The organism is Micromonospora kangleipakensis (assembly GCF_004217615.1).
Lineage (GTDB): Bacteria > Actinomycetota > Actinomycetes > Mycobacteriales > Micromonosporaceae > Micromonospora > Micromonospora kangleipakensis.
On record NZ_SHLD01000001.1, the window covers coordinates 7,162,952 to 7,178,809 of the forward strand.

Annotated in this window: 11 protein-coding genes and 1 pseudogene; 3 read left to right on the forward strand and 9 right to left on the reverse strand. The window is 73.9% G+C overall.

Features of this window, described 5'->3' with window-relative positions; translation table 11 throughout:
* Positions 1 to 332 precede the first annotated feature (332 nt).
* Positions 333 to 1,580 carry a phosphatidylserine decarboxylase gene (locus tag EV384_RS34075; RefSeq protein ID WP_130339946.1) on the forward strand — a complete coding sequence of 416 codons (1,248 nt, stop codon included), beginning with the start codon at positions 333 to 335 and terminating at the stop codon, positions 1,578 to 1,580.
* A gap of 57 nt (positions 1,581 to 1,637) precedes the next feature.
* Here the strand turns inward: EV384_RS34075 and EV384_RS34080 are convergent, their stop codons facing one another.
* The 3 genes from EV384_RS34080 to EV384_RS34090 all read right to left on the reverse strand — a co-directional run bounded on the left by EV384_RS34080 (position 1,638) and on the right by EV384_RS34090 (position 4,916).
* The gene (locus tag EV384_RS34080) at positions 1,638 to 2,555 is read right to left on the reverse strand and encodes a CDP-alcohol phosphatidyltransferase family protein (RefSeq protein ID WP_130339948.1); all 918 of its coding nucleotides are present in this window, start codon (positions 2,553 to 2,555) and stop codon (positions 1,638 to 1,640) included.
* Between the two features lie 346 nt (positions 2,556 to 2,901).
* Positions 2,902 to 3,801: an NUDIX domain-containing protein gene (locus EV384_RS34085; RefSeq protein WP_130339950.1), complete on the reverse strand. Its 900-nt coding sequence runs from the start codon at positions 3,799 to 3,801 to the stop codon at positions 2,902 to 2,904.
* A 167-nt stretch (positions 3,802 to 3,968) separates the two neighbouring features.
* Complete coding sequence (locus tag EV384_RS34090) at positions 3,969 to 4,916, reverse strand: NUDIX hydrolase (protein ID WP_130339952.1); 948 nt, start codon at positions 4,914 to 4,916, stop codon at positions 3,969 to 3,971.
* A gap of 144 nt (positions 4,917 to 5,060) precedes the next feature.
* Here EV384_RS34090 and EV384_RS34095 point away from each other — a divergent pair.
* Positions 5,061 to 5,339, forward strand: a pseudogene (locus EV384_RS34095) (PspC domain-containing protein); the annotation flags it as partial.
* Positions 5,340 to 5,451: 112 nt separating this feature from the next.
* Here the strand turns inward: EV384_RS34095 and guaA are convergent.
* Together guaA and EV384_RS34105 are read right to left on the reverse strand one after the other, a co-directional pair.
* A complete protein-coding gene (gene guaA, locus EV384_RS34100) occupies positions 5,452 to 7,008 on the reverse strand; it encodes a glutamine-hydrolyzing GMP synthase (RefSeq protein WP_130339956.1) in 1,557 nt (518 codons plus the stop codon).
* Between the two features lie 86 nt (positions 7,009 to 7,094).
* On the reverse strand, positions 7,095 to 8,792 hold the full coding sequence (locus EV384_RS34105) for an FAD-dependent oxidoreductase (RefSeq protein ID WP_130339958.1): 1,698 nt from the start codon (positions 8,790 to 8,792) through the stop codon (positions 7,095 to 7,097).
* A gap of 143 nt (positions 8,793 to 8,935) precedes the next feature.
* Here EV384_RS34105 and EV384_RS34110 point away from each other — a divergent pair, with 143 nt between their 5' ends.
* Positions 8,936 to 10,063, forward strand: a complete 1,128-nt coding sequence (locus EV384_RS34110; RefSeq protein WP_130339960.1) for an LCP family protein — start codon at positions 8,936 to 8,938, stop codon at positions 10,061 to 10,063.
* Position 10,064: 1 nt separating this feature from the next.
* Here EV384_RS34110 and EV384_RS34115 read toward each other — a convergent pair whose 3' ends face one another.
* The 4 genes from EV384_RS34115 to guaB form a co-directional block, all read right to left on the reverse strand.
* A complete protein-coding gene (locus EV384_RS34115; RefSeq protein WP_130340971.1) occupies positions 10,065 to 11,522 on the reverse strand; it encodes a M1 family metallopeptidase in 1,458 nt (485 codons plus the stop codon).
* A 94-nt stretch (positions 11,523 to 11,616) separates the two neighbouring features.
* A complete protein-coding gene (locus EV384_RS34120) occupies positions 11,617 to 12,966 on the reverse strand; it encodes a M1 family metallopeptidase (RefSeq protein WP_130340972.1) in 1,350 nt (449 codons plus the stop codon).
* 119 nt (positions 12,967 to 13,085) lie between these two features.
* Positions 13,086 to 14,204, reverse strand: coding sequence for a GuaB3 family IMP dehydrogenase-related protein (locus EV384_RS34125; protein WP_130339962.1), 1,119 nt, complete (start codon positions 14,202 to 14,204; stop codon positions 13,086 to 13,088).
* 28 nt (positions 14,205 to 14,232) lie between these two features.
* Complete coding sequence (guaB, locus tag EV384_RS34130) at positions 14,233 to 15,795, reverse strand: IMP dehydrogenase (protein ID WP_130339964.1); 1,563 nt, start codon at positions 15,793 to 15,795, stop codon at positions 14,233 to 14,235.
* Between the last annotated feature and the right edge of the window lie 63 nt (positions 15,796 to 15,858).

The following is a 15,858-nucleotide window of genomic DNA, read 5'->3' on the forward strand; positions in this document are numbered from 1 at the left end:
CCGGGCGGTCCACCGTCGGCGACACACCGGGCACGCCCGGGCGGCGGGCCGCCGGAGACGGCCCGGCGCCGGGGCCGGAGGGTGAGGAGCGGTCACCGGGCTGAGCGCGGCGGTGCGGGGCTCCGCCGGCGGCGCATATGCTGGCTGATGGAGATCTCGCCTCCGCCGACCGGCCCACGCCGTGGGGCCGCGGCTGCGGCCGGGCCGCCACCTCGCCGGGTTCCGCCCGGTCCGGTGGTCCGGTCGCCGAGCCTCGTCCCCGGCCCAGCCGACCAGGTCGCCGTGGCGGTCCCGCCGCTTTCCCGTCTCTACCCGTCAGGAGCCCGTCCGACATGACCCAGTCCCCCGCCGTGCGCACCTCCGGCGCGTCCGGTCCGGTCCGCATCGGCGAGCGCGCCGCCCGTACCCTCGTCACCGAGCTCGCCCGGCGCAACGACCCGAAGGCCGCCCTGCTGGTCGGCGCGGCTCCGGAGTCCCCGGTCCTGGCCGCAGCGATCGAGGGGCTGCTCCCCGGCGACCGGCTCACCGTCGTGCCGGCGGAGGGCTCCTCCGCTGCGGCGCTCCGCGAGCACGTGTCAGCCCAGGGCCGTTGGGTCGCCGACCGGGTACGCGTGGTCGACACCCTCGCCGAGGCGGACGCCGCCGAGGTGGTCATCGCCGCCGAGCCGTTCACCGGCACCGCCGACGAGGCCCGGGTGGCCGTCGACGGACTGTCGAAGTACCTCTCCGACGGCGCGGTGCTGAGCGTGGCCGCGCCGCTGTTCCGGACCGAGGGCGCCGGCACCGAGCTGGACCGGCAGGGCATGCTGCACGGCGTCCGCACCGACCTGGTGCTGCGCAACTCCCCGCCGGTCCGGGTGCACCACCTCCGCTTCACCCCGGCCAGCGCCGCGGTGGCCGCCCGGCTGGCCCCGGCGTACCGGCCGTCCAGCGTGCCGCTGACCCGGAGCATGCACATCGACTCGAACGGCGTCGCCGCGGCCGGAATCAGCCTCGGGCTGGCCGCGCTGGCCCGGGTGACCCGGCCGAAGTCGAAGCTCTGGCTGCTGCCGGCGCTGGCCGCCGCCCCGGTGGCCGCCTTCTTCCGGGACCCGGAGCGGGACGTGCCGGAGGACCCGTCGGCCGTGGTCGCCGCCGCGGACGGTCAGGTCCTCTCGGTGCAGCGGCTGCACGACGAGCGCTTCGGCGAGGGCGAGTGGCTGCGCGTCGCGGTCTTCCTCTCCGTGCTGGACGTGCACGTCAACCGCGCCCCGGTCGCCGGGAAGGTGGTCGACTACTTCGTCGCCGACGGCGGCTTCGTCAACGCGATGAAGCCGGACGCCGAGCACAACGTGGCGGCGTACACAATGCTGGAGACCGAGCACGGCCCGGTGGTGGTCGCGCAGCGTACCGGCCTGATCGCCCGGCGGATCGTGCAGCGGGCGCCGGTCGGCGCGCTGCTGGCGAAGGGCGAGCGCTTCGGGCTGATCCGGTTCGGCTCGCGGACCGACGTCTACCTGCCGGCGGAGGCCGCCGAGCCGCTGGTCGGCCCCGGCGACAAGGTGGTCGGCGGCTCGACCGTGATCGCCCGCTGGGTCTGACCGCGGAGACGCGAAAAGGGGCGCCGCGAACGCGGCGCCCCTTTTCGTACGGCGGGATCAGGCGGTACGGCGCTGGTGCAGCCAGAGCAGCGGACCGCTGACCAGGTAACCCACCACCACCAGGGCGAAGGTCAGGCGGATGTCGACCAGTGCGCCGACCACCGGGGCCAGCCAGAGCCACGGCGGCAGCTTCACCAGCCGGGCGAGCTTGGCGTACGGGAAGCTGGAGACCATCGCGAAGGCGAGCAGGGCGACCCCGCCGACCAGCACCAGCCCGGAGACCGGCAGCCCGATCGCCACGGTGAGGGCCAGCACGGCCGCCGCCATGGTGGTCGGTACGCCGCAGAAGAACCGGCCGTCCTTCGGCGAGACGTTGAACCGGGCGAGCCGGATCGCGGCGCAGGCCGCGACGAGGGCGCAGGCCACCGCGGCGGCGGCCGGCGGCACCGAGCCGGCCAGCGAGGCGTAGACCACCACCGGGGCGGCGAGGCCGAAGGAGCACATGTCGGCCAGCGAGTCCATCTGGGCGCCGAACGGGCTGGCCACGCCGAGCTTGCGGGCCAGCGCACCGTCGAGACCGTCGAACACGACGCAGGCGATCAGGCAGAGCGCCGCGACCCGGACCTCGCCCTGCATGGCCAGGAAGATGGCCAGCATGCCGAGCATCAGGCTGCTCAGGGTGCAGGCGTTGACCAGGGCGAACTTCATCCGGCGGGCGGCGGTGCGCGCACCCGGCAGGAGCGGGATCGACATCGCCGTCGCGTCGTCGTCGACCGGCGACGTGGGGGCGAGTGCCGGGCTGACCGGCATGATCGCCTCGACCTCGGCGGCGCGGTCGAACCGGCCATAGCGGCGACGCTGCCGGTCGGCGTAGCGGTGGTCGGGAACGACCAGGTCGGTGCCGGTGACGGCATCGTCCCGGCGGCCCACCCGCACCAGCAGCACCTGGCGGGCGAACGTGCTGCTGCGGCGCAACCGGCCCGCCCAGCGACGCCCTGCGGGGCGCGGACTGTCAGTCGTACGACGCCGGCGCCATGGGGCTCTCGGCACGTTTCCTCCATCACCGGATCGGCTGACCGCCCGTCAGGGCGGCTGTCCGGCTGTCTCGTGCCGGACCTTGCTGGTCCGGCAGCCCGTTTTGCGGAGTACACCATTGCACAAGGGAAAGGGGCTTGGCGATAGCTGCCGGCGGTACTTATATCTCCCTTAAGCCGCGCGAACCGCTCTCTTATTCCCATCTCGGGCGTCATCGCCCGTTTCTCGCACCAACCCAACTCCCGACTGTACCGGAGCAGGCCAGGGGTGGCTCGGCGAGTGGGTGCTACCTCCCCCGACGTCCGGTTGCCAGGGCCGCCACGTCGGTCAGCCGCAGCCTGCTGACCTGCACCGGAGTGAACCAGGCGGCGCGGGCGGTGGACCCGCCCGCGAGCTCCGTCACCACCGCCTCGGTCGGGTCGTCCACCCGCACCCGGTAGATCACCCGGACCGCGTGCCAGTCCAACGGCCGCCCCTCGGGACCGAGCGCGGCGGGGTTGTGCAGGTTGTCCACGGCCAGCAGGTCGAGCACCCGACCGAGCTGGCCGGCCTCCTCGACCAGCTCGCGGAGCAGCCCGGCGGCGGGCTGCTCGCCGTGGTCCGTGCCACCACCGGGCAGGTGCCACTTGCCGGCGCCCGGGTACCCGTCGGCGATCATCGTGAGCAGCACCCGCCCCGCCGGGTCGGTGACCAGCCCGTACGCGGCGAAGCGCTGCCGCCGGTCGGTGGGCGCCGGCCCGAACCGCGCCCGGGCGGTCCGCGCGGGCAGCGGGTCGACGGGCAGGCCGAGCAGCTCGGCGGTGAACGGCAGCAGCGGCAGGCCGGCCGCCTCGGCGGGGGTGCACCAGCGGGCCAGGTCGGTGGTCTGGTCGACCTCGTCCCGGAGGGCGCCGCCGGTGGGTGTGACGTCGAAGATGATCCGGTCGGTGTGCAGGGCGACCCCGAGGTCGGGGTACCGGGTCACGTCCGCCACCGCGTCCCGCAGCCCGGTCACCGCCACGGTCAGCCCGGTCTCATCGGCGAACTCGCGTACCACCGCGACCTCGGGATGCTCGGCGTGGTCGAGCCCACCGCCGGGCAGCTGCCACGCCCCGGGGAAGTCCGCGACGGCCGACCCCCGCACGAGCAGCACCCGCTCCCCGTCCCGGCACACCCCGTACGCCCCGATCCGCCGCCGCTGTTCCATCAGCCCCCCGCTCCCACAACCCGACCGGCCGTCCCGTCGATCATGAACCTATTGCCCGCGGGCACGGCGTGTCGCGGCAACAACTTCATGATCACCGGAACGGCCGGTGGGGTGGAGCGCGGGGAGGGGGTGGGGTGGGGTGGGTGGGTGGGGTGGGGTGGGTGGGGTTAGAGGAGTTGGGCGGCGTGGACGGCCTCGGCGGTCACCTCGGTGAGGCGGTCGGTGGGGAGGGCGGTCAGCTCCTCGCGGCGGAACCAGCGGGCCTCGCAGGTGGAGCCGCCGACGTCGGCCACGGTGGGCGGGGCGGGCTGGTCGACGACCACCCGGTAGAAGGCGCGCACCCCGTGCCAGTCGATCGGGTAGCCCTCCGGGCCGAGCGAGGCGGCGTCCCGGTGGCTGGCCACGCCGAGCAGCTCGACCAGGCGACCGGTCTGCCCGGTCTCCTCGACCAGCTCCCGGATCAGCGCCGCGCCCGGCTGCTCGCCGTAGTCGGTGCCGCCGCCGGGCAGGTGCCAGCAGCCGGCGCCCGGGTACCCGTCGGAGACCCGGGTGAGCAGCACCCGCTCCTCCGGGTCGGTGACCACGGCGTACGCGGCGAAGCGCTGCGCCCGGTGCAGCCCGTCCGGGCCGGGCACCGCGTAGAAGGAGGGGAACTCGGGGACCTCCTCGGGCACCACGTCGGCCGAGGAGGCGGGGAGCCCCAGGGCGCGCGCGGTGAACGACCGCAGCGGCAGCGCCCGGGCCTCGTCCGGGGTGACCCAGCGGGCCAGGTCGGTCGGGCGGTCCACCCGGTCGGTCAGCGTCCCACCCCGCAGCGAGACCGTGTAGAGCAGGCGGTCGGTGTGCAGGGTGATGCCGCGCTCGGGCAGGGCCCGCATGTCGGCGAGCACGTCCGCCAGCCCGGAGACGGCGACCGAGAGCCCGGTCTCCGCCGCGGTCTCGCGGACGACGGTGTGCTTGGGGTCCTCACCGTGGTCGACCGCCCCTCCGGGCAGCGACCAGGTGCCGGGGGTGCCGGAGCGCTCCGATGCGCGGACCAGCAACACTCGACCGGCTTGATCAGCACAAACTGCGTATGCCGCGATCCTGCGGAGCGGCTCCAGCGAGGTGGTCACGGGAGGAAATTCTCCCCCTGCCTCGTTACCTCCATCGAAAAGAGTCGGATTCCTGACTCATCGCTGGCGCCTCAGGGATCGATCAGGGTAGGAGTCGGGGCGGTCACCGAGGTCGCCCGCCTCCCGGCGCGGGACCGTGGGGACATGACCTCCACGAGCACCCCTCAGGCCCCGTACAAGCAGCTCCGCCGACCCACGACCGACCGCATGGTGGCCGGCGTCGCCAGCGGCGTCGGCCGCTACTTCACCGTCGACCCCACCCTCGTCCGGGTGGTCTTCGCCGTCGCCACCCTGCTCACCGGCGGCTTCGCCGCGCTGGCGTACCCGATCATGTGGTTCCTGATGCCGGAGGAGCCGGCCGGCGCGCCCGCCTGGCCGCACCCGGCGGGCGCCGCGCCGCAGGGCTGGCCGCAGCCGGCGCCCGGCCCGGGCGCCTGGCCGACCACGACCGGCGGGCCGGCGACGCAGCCGGCGGGCACCCCGGAGCCGACGCCCCGGCCGCAGCCTCAGCCGCCGACCGCCGGCTGAGCCGGCGTCACTCCCACTCGATGGTGCCCGGCGGCTTGCTGGTGACGTCCAGGACCACCCGGTTCACCTCGGCCACCTCGTTGGTGATCCGGGTGGAGATCCGGGCGACCACCTCGTAGGGCAGCCGGGACCAGTCGGCGGTCATCGCGTCCTCGCTGGAGACCGGGCGCAGCACCACGGGATGACCGTAAGTGCGCCCGTCACCCTGCACGCCGACGCTGCGCACGTCGGCCAGGAGCACCACCGGGAACTGCCAGACGCCCCGGTCCAGGCCGGCGGCGGTCAGCTCCTCCCGGGCGATCAGGTCGGCCTTGCGGAGCAGGTCCAGCCGCTCCCGGTCGACCGCGCCGATGATCCGGATGGCCAGGCCGGGGCCGGGGAACGGGTGCCGCCAGACCATCGCCTCGGGCAGGCCCAGCTCCAGGCCGAGCGCCCGGACCTCGTCCTTGAAGAGCGTGCGCAGCGGCTCGACCAGGGCGAACTTCAGATCCTCCGGCAGGCCACCGACGTTGTGGTGGCTCTTGATGTTGGCGGTGCCGGTGCCGCCGCCGGACTCCACCACGTCCGGGTAGAGGGTGCCCTGCACCAGGAACTCGACGTCGCCGTGCGAGGCGATCTCCCGGGCGGCGGCCTCGAAGACCCGGATGAACTCCCGGCCGATGATCTTGCGCTTCTGCTCCGGGTCCGTCACCCCGGCGAGCGCCCCGAGGAAGCGCTCCTGCGCGTCGACCACCTTGAGCTTGATGCCGGTGGCGGCCACGTAGTCCTTCTCGACCTGCTCGGCCTCACCCGCGCGCAGCAGGCCGTGGTCGACGAAGACGCAGGTGAGCTGGTCACCGACCGCCTTGTGCACCAGGGCGGCGGCGACCGCGGAGTCCACGCCGCCGGACAGCCCGCAGATGACCTCCTTGTCGCCCACCTGCTCGCGGATCCGGGCGACCTGCTCGTCGATGATGTTCGACGGGGTCCAGGTCGGCTCGACGCCAGCGATGTCGTACAGGAAGCGGGTGAGCATCTCCTGGCCGTGCGCGGTGTGCCCGACCTCGGGGTGGAACTGCACCCCGGCCCGGCGCCCGGCCACGTCCTCGAACGCGGCGACCGGCGCGCCCGCCGACTCGGCGGTTACCGTGAAGCCCTCGGGGGCCTCGGTCACGCAGTCGCCGTGGCTCATCCACACCGGCAGGTCCGCCGGCAGGTCGCGGAGCAGCACGCCGGGCTCGAGGAGCCGGGGGCGCAGCGCGGTGCCGCCGTACTCGCGGTTGCCGGTCTTCGCGACCGTGCCGCCGAGCGCCTGGGCCATCGCCTGGAAGCCGTAGCAGATGCCGAAGACCGGGACGTCGGCGGTGAACATGCCGGCGTCGATCTGCGGGGCGCCGGGGGCGTAGACGCTGGACGGGCCGCCGGACAGGATGATCGCGGCCGGGTCCTTCGCCAGCATCTCGGCGACCGGCATGGTGTGCGGGACGATCTCCGAGTAGACCTTCGCCTCACGCACCCGACGCGCGATGAGCTGGGCGTACTGGGCTCCGAAGTCCACCACGAGGACGGGGCGAGGCGTGCTCATGTGCAGAAAGCCTACCCACCGTCAGCCCCGCGCCGGGCGCGGGCCGGTCGCTCCGCGCGGCGCGTCCCGCCGGGATGTCGCGCGGGTCACCCACGCAGGGCGGCGGGGGCGTGCGCCGGGACCGCCGGATGCCGCGGCGGGACCGGCGCCAGCCGGCGGTACGGCTCCCCGAGCGGCGGTCGCGGATCCTCCTCGCCCTTGTTGGGCCAGAACGACATCGCCCGTTCCGCCTGGGCGGTGATGGTCAGCGACGGGTTCACCCCGAGGTTCGCCGAGACCGCCGCCCCGTCCACCACGTGCAGCCCCGGGTGCCCGTGCACCCGGTGGTACGGGTCGATCACCCCGTCCGCCGGGGTGGCCCCGATCACCGCCCCGCCGAGGATGTGCGCGGTCATCGGGATGTTGAACGGCTCGGTCAGCGCGCCGCCGGGCGTCCCGTCGATCTCCTCGGCGAGCAGCCGGACCGCGTTGTTGCCGGCCGGGATCCAGGTCGGGTTCGGCGCGCCGTGCCCCGGTCCGGAGACCAGCCGGCGGCCGAGGAGCCCCCGCCGCCACCGGGTGGTCAGGGAGTTGTCCGCCGACTGCATCACCAGGGCGATCACCGTGCGCTCGGACCAGCCGCGGACCGAGAGCATCCGGGCGGCCAGGCCGGGCTGCCGGACGATGCTGCCCAGCCAGCGCCGGACCCGGTGCGGCCCGCCGTCGACCAGCAGCGACTGGAGCAGACCCATCGCGTTCGAGCCCCGCCCGTAGCGGACCGGCTCGATGTGGGTCTGCGGGTCGGGGTGGAACGAGCTGGTGATCGCCACCCCCTCGGTGAAGTCGAGCCGCCGCTCGCGGGCCCGCTGGCGGGGCACCGAGGCGCCGAGGATCGCCTCCGAGTTGGTCCGGGTCAGCTCGCCGAGGCGGGACGAGAGCGCGGGCAGCGCCGCGGTCGCCTTCATCTCGTGCAGCAGCCGCTGGGTGCCCAGCGCGCCGGCGGCGAAGACCACCTGGCCGGCGTGGATCACCTGCCGCCGCTTGCGCAGCCACGCCCCGGTGCGCTCGGTGTGCACCTGGTAGCCCCCGCCGGCGGCGGGGCGGACCGCGGTGACGGTGGTCAGCGGGTGGACCTGGGCGCCGAGCCGCTCGGCCAGCCAGAGGTAGTTCTTGACCAGGGTGTTCTTGGCGCCGTGCCGGCAGCCGGTCATGCACGAGCCGCAGTGCGTGCAGCCGGTCCGCTCCGGCCCGGCCCCACCGAAGTACGGGTCGGGCACCCGCTCGCCGGGCCGGCCGATGTGCACCCCGACCGGGGTGGCGTGGAAGGTGTGCCCGACCCCCATCCGCTCGGCCACCGCCCGCATCGCCCGGTCCGCGCCGGTCCGGACCGGGTACGTGGTCACCCCGAGCATCCGCTTGGCCTGGTCGTAGTGGCGGGCCAGTTCGTCGCGCCAGTCGGTGATGTCCCGCCACTGCGGGTCGGCGTAGAACGCGTCGAGGGGCTCGTAGAGGGTGTTGGCGTAGACCAGCGACCCGCCGCCCACCCCGGCCCCGGAGAGCACCATGACCCCGCCCCCGGCCTTCCGGTCCGCCGAGCGGAGCAGGGTGATCCGCTGGAGGCCGTAGCAGCCGAGCTTCGGGGCCCAGAGGAAGCGCCGGGCCCGCCAGGAGGTCTGCGGGAACTCGTCGTCGGCGAAGCGCCGCCCGGCCTCCAGCACGCCGACCGTGTAGCCCTTCTCCGCCAGCCGGAGCGCGGTGACGCTGCCGCCGAAGCCGGACCCGATGACGACCACGTCGTACCGCATGGACGCATCATTACCGACGGGTAGTCATCGCGCCAGCGCCAGATTTTCGGGATCATGCAGAGCGCTCGATCGACCCGGGCCCAACCGGCGACAACCCCGGGCCCCCGTTCGAGCGTCGTTCCGTACGGGGAGAGGGACACCTGATGACGCAGGAGACCGCACGACCACGACGGCGCTGGATGCTGGGGGTGGTCGCCCTGGTGGCCGTGCTCCTGGTCGCCGCCGGCGCGGTGGTGGCCGGCCGCCTGCTCTCCCGGTCCACCCCCGCGCCCGGCCCGGTGGCCGGCCCGGCCACGCCCACGCCGTCCGCGAGCGCCCCCGCCCCGGCCACGGCGAGCCCCACCCCGCCGCCCGGCGCCGACCTGACCGGCCCGCTGAACTTCCTCATCGTCGGGGTGGACACCCGCGTCACCGTGCCCGGCTGGGAGCCGCACGCCGACGCGGTGTTGGTCATGCACGTGGAGGCGGGGTTGAAGCGGGCATACCTCTTCTCGCTCCCCCGCGACCTGGTGGTGGACATCCCGGCCTACCCGAAGGCCGGCTACCCGGGCGGCCGGACCAAGCTCACCCACGCGATGAGCTACGGCAGTCGGGTCCCGGGCGACAAGGCCCACCCGAGCACCGCCCAGGGGTACGAGCTGCTCCGCACCACCGTCAGCCGGTACACCGGGCTGCGCATCGACGCGGGCGCGGTGCTCACCTTCTTCGGCTTCGACCGGCTGGTCGACGCCCTCGGCGGGGTGGACCTCTACGTCGACCAGCGGGTCGCCTCGATCCACCGGCGCCCGGACGGGCAGTACCGGCCACACACCGCTGGCGGGTACATCGGGCCGCAGATGGTCTACGAGAAGGGCAACCAGCACCTCAACGGCTGGCAGGCGCGGGACTACGCCCGACAGCGCTACATCGCCGGTGGCGACTACGCCCGGCAGCGCCACCAGCAGCAGCTGATCCGGGCGCTGATCCGCAAGATCCTCGACCAGGGGCTGGCCCGGGACCCGGACCGCGTCGAGCAGGTGGTCCGCACCCTCGGCAAAACCATGGTGTACACCGGCGGCGGGCGGCGGCTGGTCGACTTCGCGTACGCCCTCGGCGGGATGCCCGCCGACGGCCTGGTTCTGGTCGGCCTCCCCGGCGACGCGGTCGGCAAGGGAGGCGCCTACCGGGGCGAGCAGCTCCGCCCGGTCGGCCGGCAGTTCCTCGCCGAGCTCCGCGCCGGCCGCGCCGAGGAGTTCCTCAAGGCCCACCCCACCCTGCGGGTGCGGAGCTGACTCAGAGCGACTTGGGCTCGGCGGGGCGTTCGGTGCCGTAGAGCCAGGCGTCGAAGAGCTTGCCCAGCTTCTTGTTGGAGACGCGCTCGGCGAGCGCCTGGAAGTCGGCGGTGGTGGCGTTGCCGTTCTTCCTCTCCTCCGCCCAGGTGCGGAGGATGGTGAAGAAGGCGGTGTCGCCGACCGCCACCCGCAGCGCGTGCACGGTCATCCCGCCCCGCTGGTAGACCGACTGGCCGAACAGGTTCGCCGCCCCCGGCTTCCCCGGCGGGGTACGCCAGACCTGCCCGGACGCCGCCGCGTACTTCAGGTCGAAGGCGCGCTGCACGGTCGACTCGCCGGTGTGCTCGGCCCAGAGCCACTCGGCGTACGTGGCCAGCCCCTCGTTGAGCCAGATGTCCTGCCACCGCTGAAGCGCGACGCTGTTGCCGAACCACTGGTGGGCCAGCTCGTGCGCGACCACGCCGGTGTCGTCGCCCTGTTTGAAGAACCCGGCGGAGTAGACCGGCCGGGTCTGCGTCTCCAGCGCGTACCGGATCCGGTCGTCGGCGACCACCACCCCGCCGTACGCGTCGAACGGGTACGGCCCGAAGACGCTCTCCAGGTAGTCGGCCACCTCGACGGTCCGCCCGATCGACCGGTCCGGCGCGCCCTTCGCCACCTTGGTGCTGACCGCGCTGAACACCGGCCGTCCCTTGTGCTCGCCGGTGGTGACCCGGAACCTCCCGATCACCACCGTGCTGAGGTAGCTGGCCATCGGCGCACCCTCGGACCACGTCCAGGTGGTCCAGCCGCCCTGGGTGGTCCGCCCCTTCGGCACGCCGTTGCTGACCGCGGTGAGCCCCTTCGGCACGGTGATCTCGAAGTCGTAGGTGGCCTTGTCCGACGGGTGGTCGTTGACCGGGAACCAGGTGCTCGCCGACTCCGGCTGGCCGAGCGCGATCGCGCCGTCCGAGGTGTGCAGCCAGCCGCCCTCGCCGAGCACGTCGTTGTCCAACGCGGCCGGCACGCCGTCGTACCGGATCTCCGCGACGAAGCCGTTGCCGGAGCTGAGGCCGGTCGCCGGGGTGACGATCAGCTCGTTGTCGGCGCGGGCGTGGGTGGCCGCGACGCCGTCCACCGTCACCGAACGCACGGTCAGCCCGGCCAGGTCCAGGTGGAACGCGGAGAGGTTCGTGGTGGCGGTGGCCCGCACCGTGGTCGTGCCGGTCAGCCGGTCCTTCGCCGGGTCGTAGCGGACCCGCACGGTGTAGTGGGTGACGTCGTAGCCGCCGTTGCCGTAGCCGGGGAAGTAGGGATCACCGGCGCCGGCCGCTCCGGGCGCGAACGTCCGGGGGGCCGTCGGTGCGGCCTGCGCCGCCGTCGGCGCCGTTCGCTCCTGGCCGGTCGAGTCGCAGCCGGCGAGCGCCAGCGCCCCCACGACCAGCAACCCGAGGCCCCGTCGCGCGCCTCGCCGCCTCAGCGTCATCCTCTCGACCCTCCCCGGGAACGACCGCCGGCGGTCCGGCCCGGCCGCTCCGCCCGCGGCAGCCTACCGAGCGGCGCGCGGGTCGGTGTCACGGCAGGGCCGGCGCGGTGCCGCCCACGAGCCAGGCGTCGAGGAGCGCGCGCAGCGGCCGGCCGGCGACCCGTTCGGCGTACGCGACGAAGTCGGCGGTGGTGGCGGTGCCGTCCCGACGCTCGGTCGTCCAGCCGCGCAGGATGCTGAAGAAGGCGTCGTCGCCGACCGCGCGGCGCAGCGCGTGCACGGCCAGCGCCCCCCGCTGGTAGACGGCGTCGCCGAACATCGCCGGCCGGCCCGGGTCGAGCGACTGCCGGGTCCAGTCGGTGACCGCGTACTCGGTGGCGAAGGCCCGCGCCACGGTGCGGCCGCCGTCGTGCTCGGCCCAGAGCCATTCGGCGTACGTGGCGAAGCCCTCGTTGAGCCAGATGTCGCTCCACCGGGCCACCGAGACGCTGTCGCCGAACCACTGGTGGGCCAGTTCGTGCGCGACCACCTCGGTGTCGGGCCGGCCGCCGCGGAAGAAGCCCGGCCCGTAGACCGGCCGGGACTGGGTCTCCAGGGCGTACCGGATGCGCTCGTCGGCGACCGCGATGCCGCCGTACGCGTCGAACGGGTACGGGCCGAAGCGGCTGGCCAGGAAGTCGGCGATCTCGCCGGTGCGGGCGAGCGAGGCGGCGGCGGGCCCGTCCGCCGGCAGCCCGGCCGCCACCGCGGTGACCATCGGCTTCCCGGCGTGGGTACCGGTCGACACCCGGTAGTTTCCGATCACCAGCGTGGTCAGGTAGCTGGCCATCGGCGAGCCCTCTGACCAGCTCCAGGTGGTCCAGCCGTCCCGGCTCGCCCGGGACCGCAGCACCCCGTTGCTCAGCGCGGCGAGCCCGTCGGGGACGGTCACCTCAAGGTCGTAGGTGGCCTTGTCGGAGGGGTGGTCGTCGACCGGGAACCAGGTGCTCGCGGACTCCGGCTGGCCGAGGGCGACAGCGCCGTCCCCGGTGGCCTGGAAGCCACCGCTGCCCAGCTCGCCGATGGAGAGCGGCTGCGGCACGCCGGCGTAGGCCACCTCGGTGGTGAACGACTTCCCGGACGGCAGACCGTGGGCGGGGGTGACGACGAGTTCGTTGCCGTCGCGGCGGTGTCGCGCGGGCGCGCCGTCGACGCGTACCCGGTCGACGGTGAGGCCGGCGAGGTCGAGGTTGAACCGGGAGAGCCCGGCGGTCGCGGTGGCGGTGACCGTCGCCTCGCCGGTCAGCCGGTCGCTGCCCGGGTCGTAGCGGATCTTCAGCCGGTAGTGCGCGACGTCGTACCCGCCGTTGCCCGCCCCCGGCACGTACGGATCCCCCACCTCCGCCGCCCCGGCGCGGAACCGCCCGTTCTCGGTACATCCCCCGACCAGCAGCCCCATTCCCAGCACGGCCGCCAACCCACCCCGCCACCACCTCACCAGCCGAGCCTAAGCCGACGGCCCGCGCCGATCATGGAGTTGTGCCGGATGACGAACGGGAGGAACCGGGCGGGGTGGGGTCAGCGGTCGAGGACGAGACCGACCTTCTGGAACTCCTTGAGGTCGCGGTAGCCGCACTTGGCCATCGCGCGGCGCAGGCCGCCGAAGAGGTTGAGCTGGCCGTCCGGCTCGTCGGCCGGGCCGAAGAGGAGCCGCTCCATCGAGCCGAGCGGCTCGCCGGCCACCTCGAAAGCGCCACGGGGCAGCGACGGGTGGCTGGCCGCCGAGTGCCACCAGGCGCCGCCGGCGGGGGCCTCCTCGCACAGCGAGAGCGCCTCGCCGAGCGTCACCGCGTCCGCGCCGCAGCCGAGCGCCTTGGCGATGTCGCCGGAGGTCTGGATGTCGCCGTCGGCGATCAGGTGCACGTACCGGCCACCGGTCTCGTCGAGGTAGTCGCGGCGGGCCGCCGCCGCGTCGGCGATCGCGGTGGCCATCGGCACCCGGATGCCGAGCACCGACTCGGTGGTGGACCAGTCGTCGCCGCCGATGCCGACGATCACGCCGGCCGCGCCGGTCCGCATCAGGTGCAGCGCCGTCTTGTAGTCGGTGCAGCCGCCGACGATGACCGGCAGGTCGAGGTCGGCGATGAACTCCTTGAGGTTGAGCGGCTCGTCGGTGGTGGAGACGTGCTCGGCGGAGACGATGGTGCCCTGGATGACCAGGATGTCCACGCCGGCGTCGAGGATCACAGGGGCGAGCGCCAGGGTGTGCTGCGGGGAGACCCGGACGGCCACCGTGCCGCCGCCGGCCCGCAGCTCACGGACCCGCTCGGCGATCAGGTCGGGGCGGATCGGCTCGGCGTACACCTCCTGGAGCCGCTTGGTGGCGCGGGCGTCCTCGTCGAGGCCGGCCAGCTCCTCCAGCACCTTGGCTGGGTTCTCGTACCGGGTCCAGAGGCCCTCGACGTTGAGCACGCCGAGCCCGCCGAGCTGGCCGAGCCGGACCGCGGACGAGGGGCTCATCGTCGCGTCGGAGGGGTGCCCGACGCAGGGGATGCCGAACTGGTACGCGTCGAGCTGCCAGGCGGTGGAGACGTCGTCGACGTCCCGGGTGCGGCGGCTCGGCACGATGGCGATGTCGTCCAGGTGGTAGCCGCGCTGCGCGGTCTTGCCCAGCCCGATCTCGACCACGTCACGCATGGGGACTCCAGGTGTTTGGGGGTGATGGTCAGCGGGAGTGGTAGTTGGGCGCCTCGACCGTCATCTGGATGTCGTGCGGGTGGCTCTCCTTGAGCCCGGCCGCGGTGATCCGGATGAGCTGGCCACGCCGGTGCAGCTCGGGGATGCTCTCCGCGCCGACGTAGCCCATCGCGGCCCGCAGCCCGCCGATGAGCTGGTGGGCGACCGCGGAGAGCGGGCCCCGGTAGGGCACCTGGCCCTCGACGCCCTCGGGGACCAGCTTGTCCTCGGCGAGCACGTCCTGCTGGAAGTAGCGGTCCTTGGAGTAGGACTTGCCCTGGCCGCGGGACTGCATCGCACCGAGCGAGCCCATCCCCCGGTACGCCTTGTACTGCTTGCCGTTGATGAAGATCAGCTCGCCGGGGCTCTCCTCGCAGCCGGCCAGCAGGCTGCCGAGCATCACCGTGTCGGCGCCGGCCACCAGGGCCTTGGCGATGTCGCCCGAATACTGGATGCCGCCGTCGCCGATGACCGGCACGCCGGCCGGCCGGGCCGCCCGGGCCGCCTCCATGATCGCGGTGATCTGCGGTACGCCCACGCCCGCGACGATCCGGGTGGTGCAGATCGCGCCCGGCCCGACACCGACCTTGACGCCGTCGGCGCCCGCGTCGACCAGCGCCTTCGCCCCGGCGTAGGTGGCGACGTTGCCGCCGACGATGTCGATGGCGACGTCCTTCTTGAGCTGGCGGACCATGTCCAGCACGGCCCGCTGGTGCCCGTGCGCGGTGTCCACGATGAGCACGTCCACGCCCGCGTCGACCAGGGTGCGGGCCCGCTTGTACGCGTCCTCGCCGACCCCGACCGCGGCGGCGACCCGGAGGCGGCCGGCGGAGTCCTTGGTGGCGTTCGGGTACTGCTCGCTCTTGGTGAAGTCCTTGACGGTGATCAGGCCGCGCAGCCGGCCCGAGCCGTCGACGATCGGCAGCTTCTCCACCTTGTGCCGGCGGAGCAGGTCGAGCGCGTCGTCCTTGCTCACCCCGACCGGGGCGGTGATCAGCGGCGGCCGGGTCATGATCTCGTGGACCGGGGTGGCCGGGTCGGAGACGAAGCGCATGTCGCGGTTGGTGACGATGCCGACCAGCCCGCCGTCGGCGTCGACCACCGGCACGCCGGAGATGCGGTACCGCCCGCAGAGCTCGTCGACCTCACGGAGGGTGTCGTCGGGGCTGGCGGTGACCGGATTGGTGATCATGCCGGACTCGGAGCGCTTCACCAGGTCGACCTGGAGCGCCTGGTCCTCGAGGGAGAGGTTGCGGTGCAGCACGCCGATGCCGCCCTGCCGGGCCATGGCGATCGCCATCCGCGCCTCGGTGACGGTGTCCATCGCGCTGGAGAGCAGTGGCACGGTCAGCTCGACGTTGCGGGTGAGCCGTGTCCGGGTGTTGACCCGGCTGGGCACGACGTCCGACTCGCCCGGCTGGAGCAGCACGTCGTCGAAGGTCAGCCCGAGCGGCACCACCCGCGCCGAGCCGGCGGGCAGCTCCGGCAGGTGACCGCCCAGCTCGCCGCTGTCGGCGCCGGCCGGAAGATCGGTGCTGGGCGAATTTTCCACGATTGCTCTCCTGAGCTGGTCGGACGGGCTTCAGCGAGGCGGCGCGCGGGGCACCGACGCACG

What these genes read in the sequence shown, in the direction of transcription:
- EV384_RS34075 (WP_130339946.1), top strand. Translation starts at nt 333, where the DNA reads ATGACCCAGTCCCCCGCCGTGCGCACCTCCGGCGCGTCCGGTCCGGTC.
- EV384_RS34085 (WP_130339950.1), bottom strand. Translation starts at nt 3,801, where the DNA reads ATGGAACAGCGGCGGCGGATCGGGGCGTACGGGGTGTGCCGGGACGGG.
- guaA (WP_130339956.1), bottom strand. Translation starts at nt 7,008, where the DNA reads ATGAGCACGCCTCGCCCCGTCCTCGTGGTGGACTTCGGAGCCCAGTAC.
- EV384_RS34105 (WP_130339958.1), bottom strand. Translation starts at nt 8,792, where the DNA reads ATGCGGTACGACGTGGTCGTCATCGGGTCCGGCTTCGGCGGCAGCGTC.
- EV384_RS34110 (WP_130339960.1), top strand. Translation starts at nt 8,936, where the DNA reads ATGACGCAGGAGACCGCACGACCACGACGGCGCTGGATGCTGGGGGTG.
- EV384_RS34120 (WP_130340972.1), bottom strand. Translation starts at nt 12,966, where the DNA reads ATGGGGCTGCTGGTCGGGGGATGTACCGAGAACGGGCGGTTCCGCGCC.
- EV384_RS34125 (WP_130339962.1), bottom strand. Translation starts at nt 14,204, where the DNA reads ATGCGTGACGTGGTCGAGATCGGGCTGGGCAAGACCGCGCAGCGCGGC.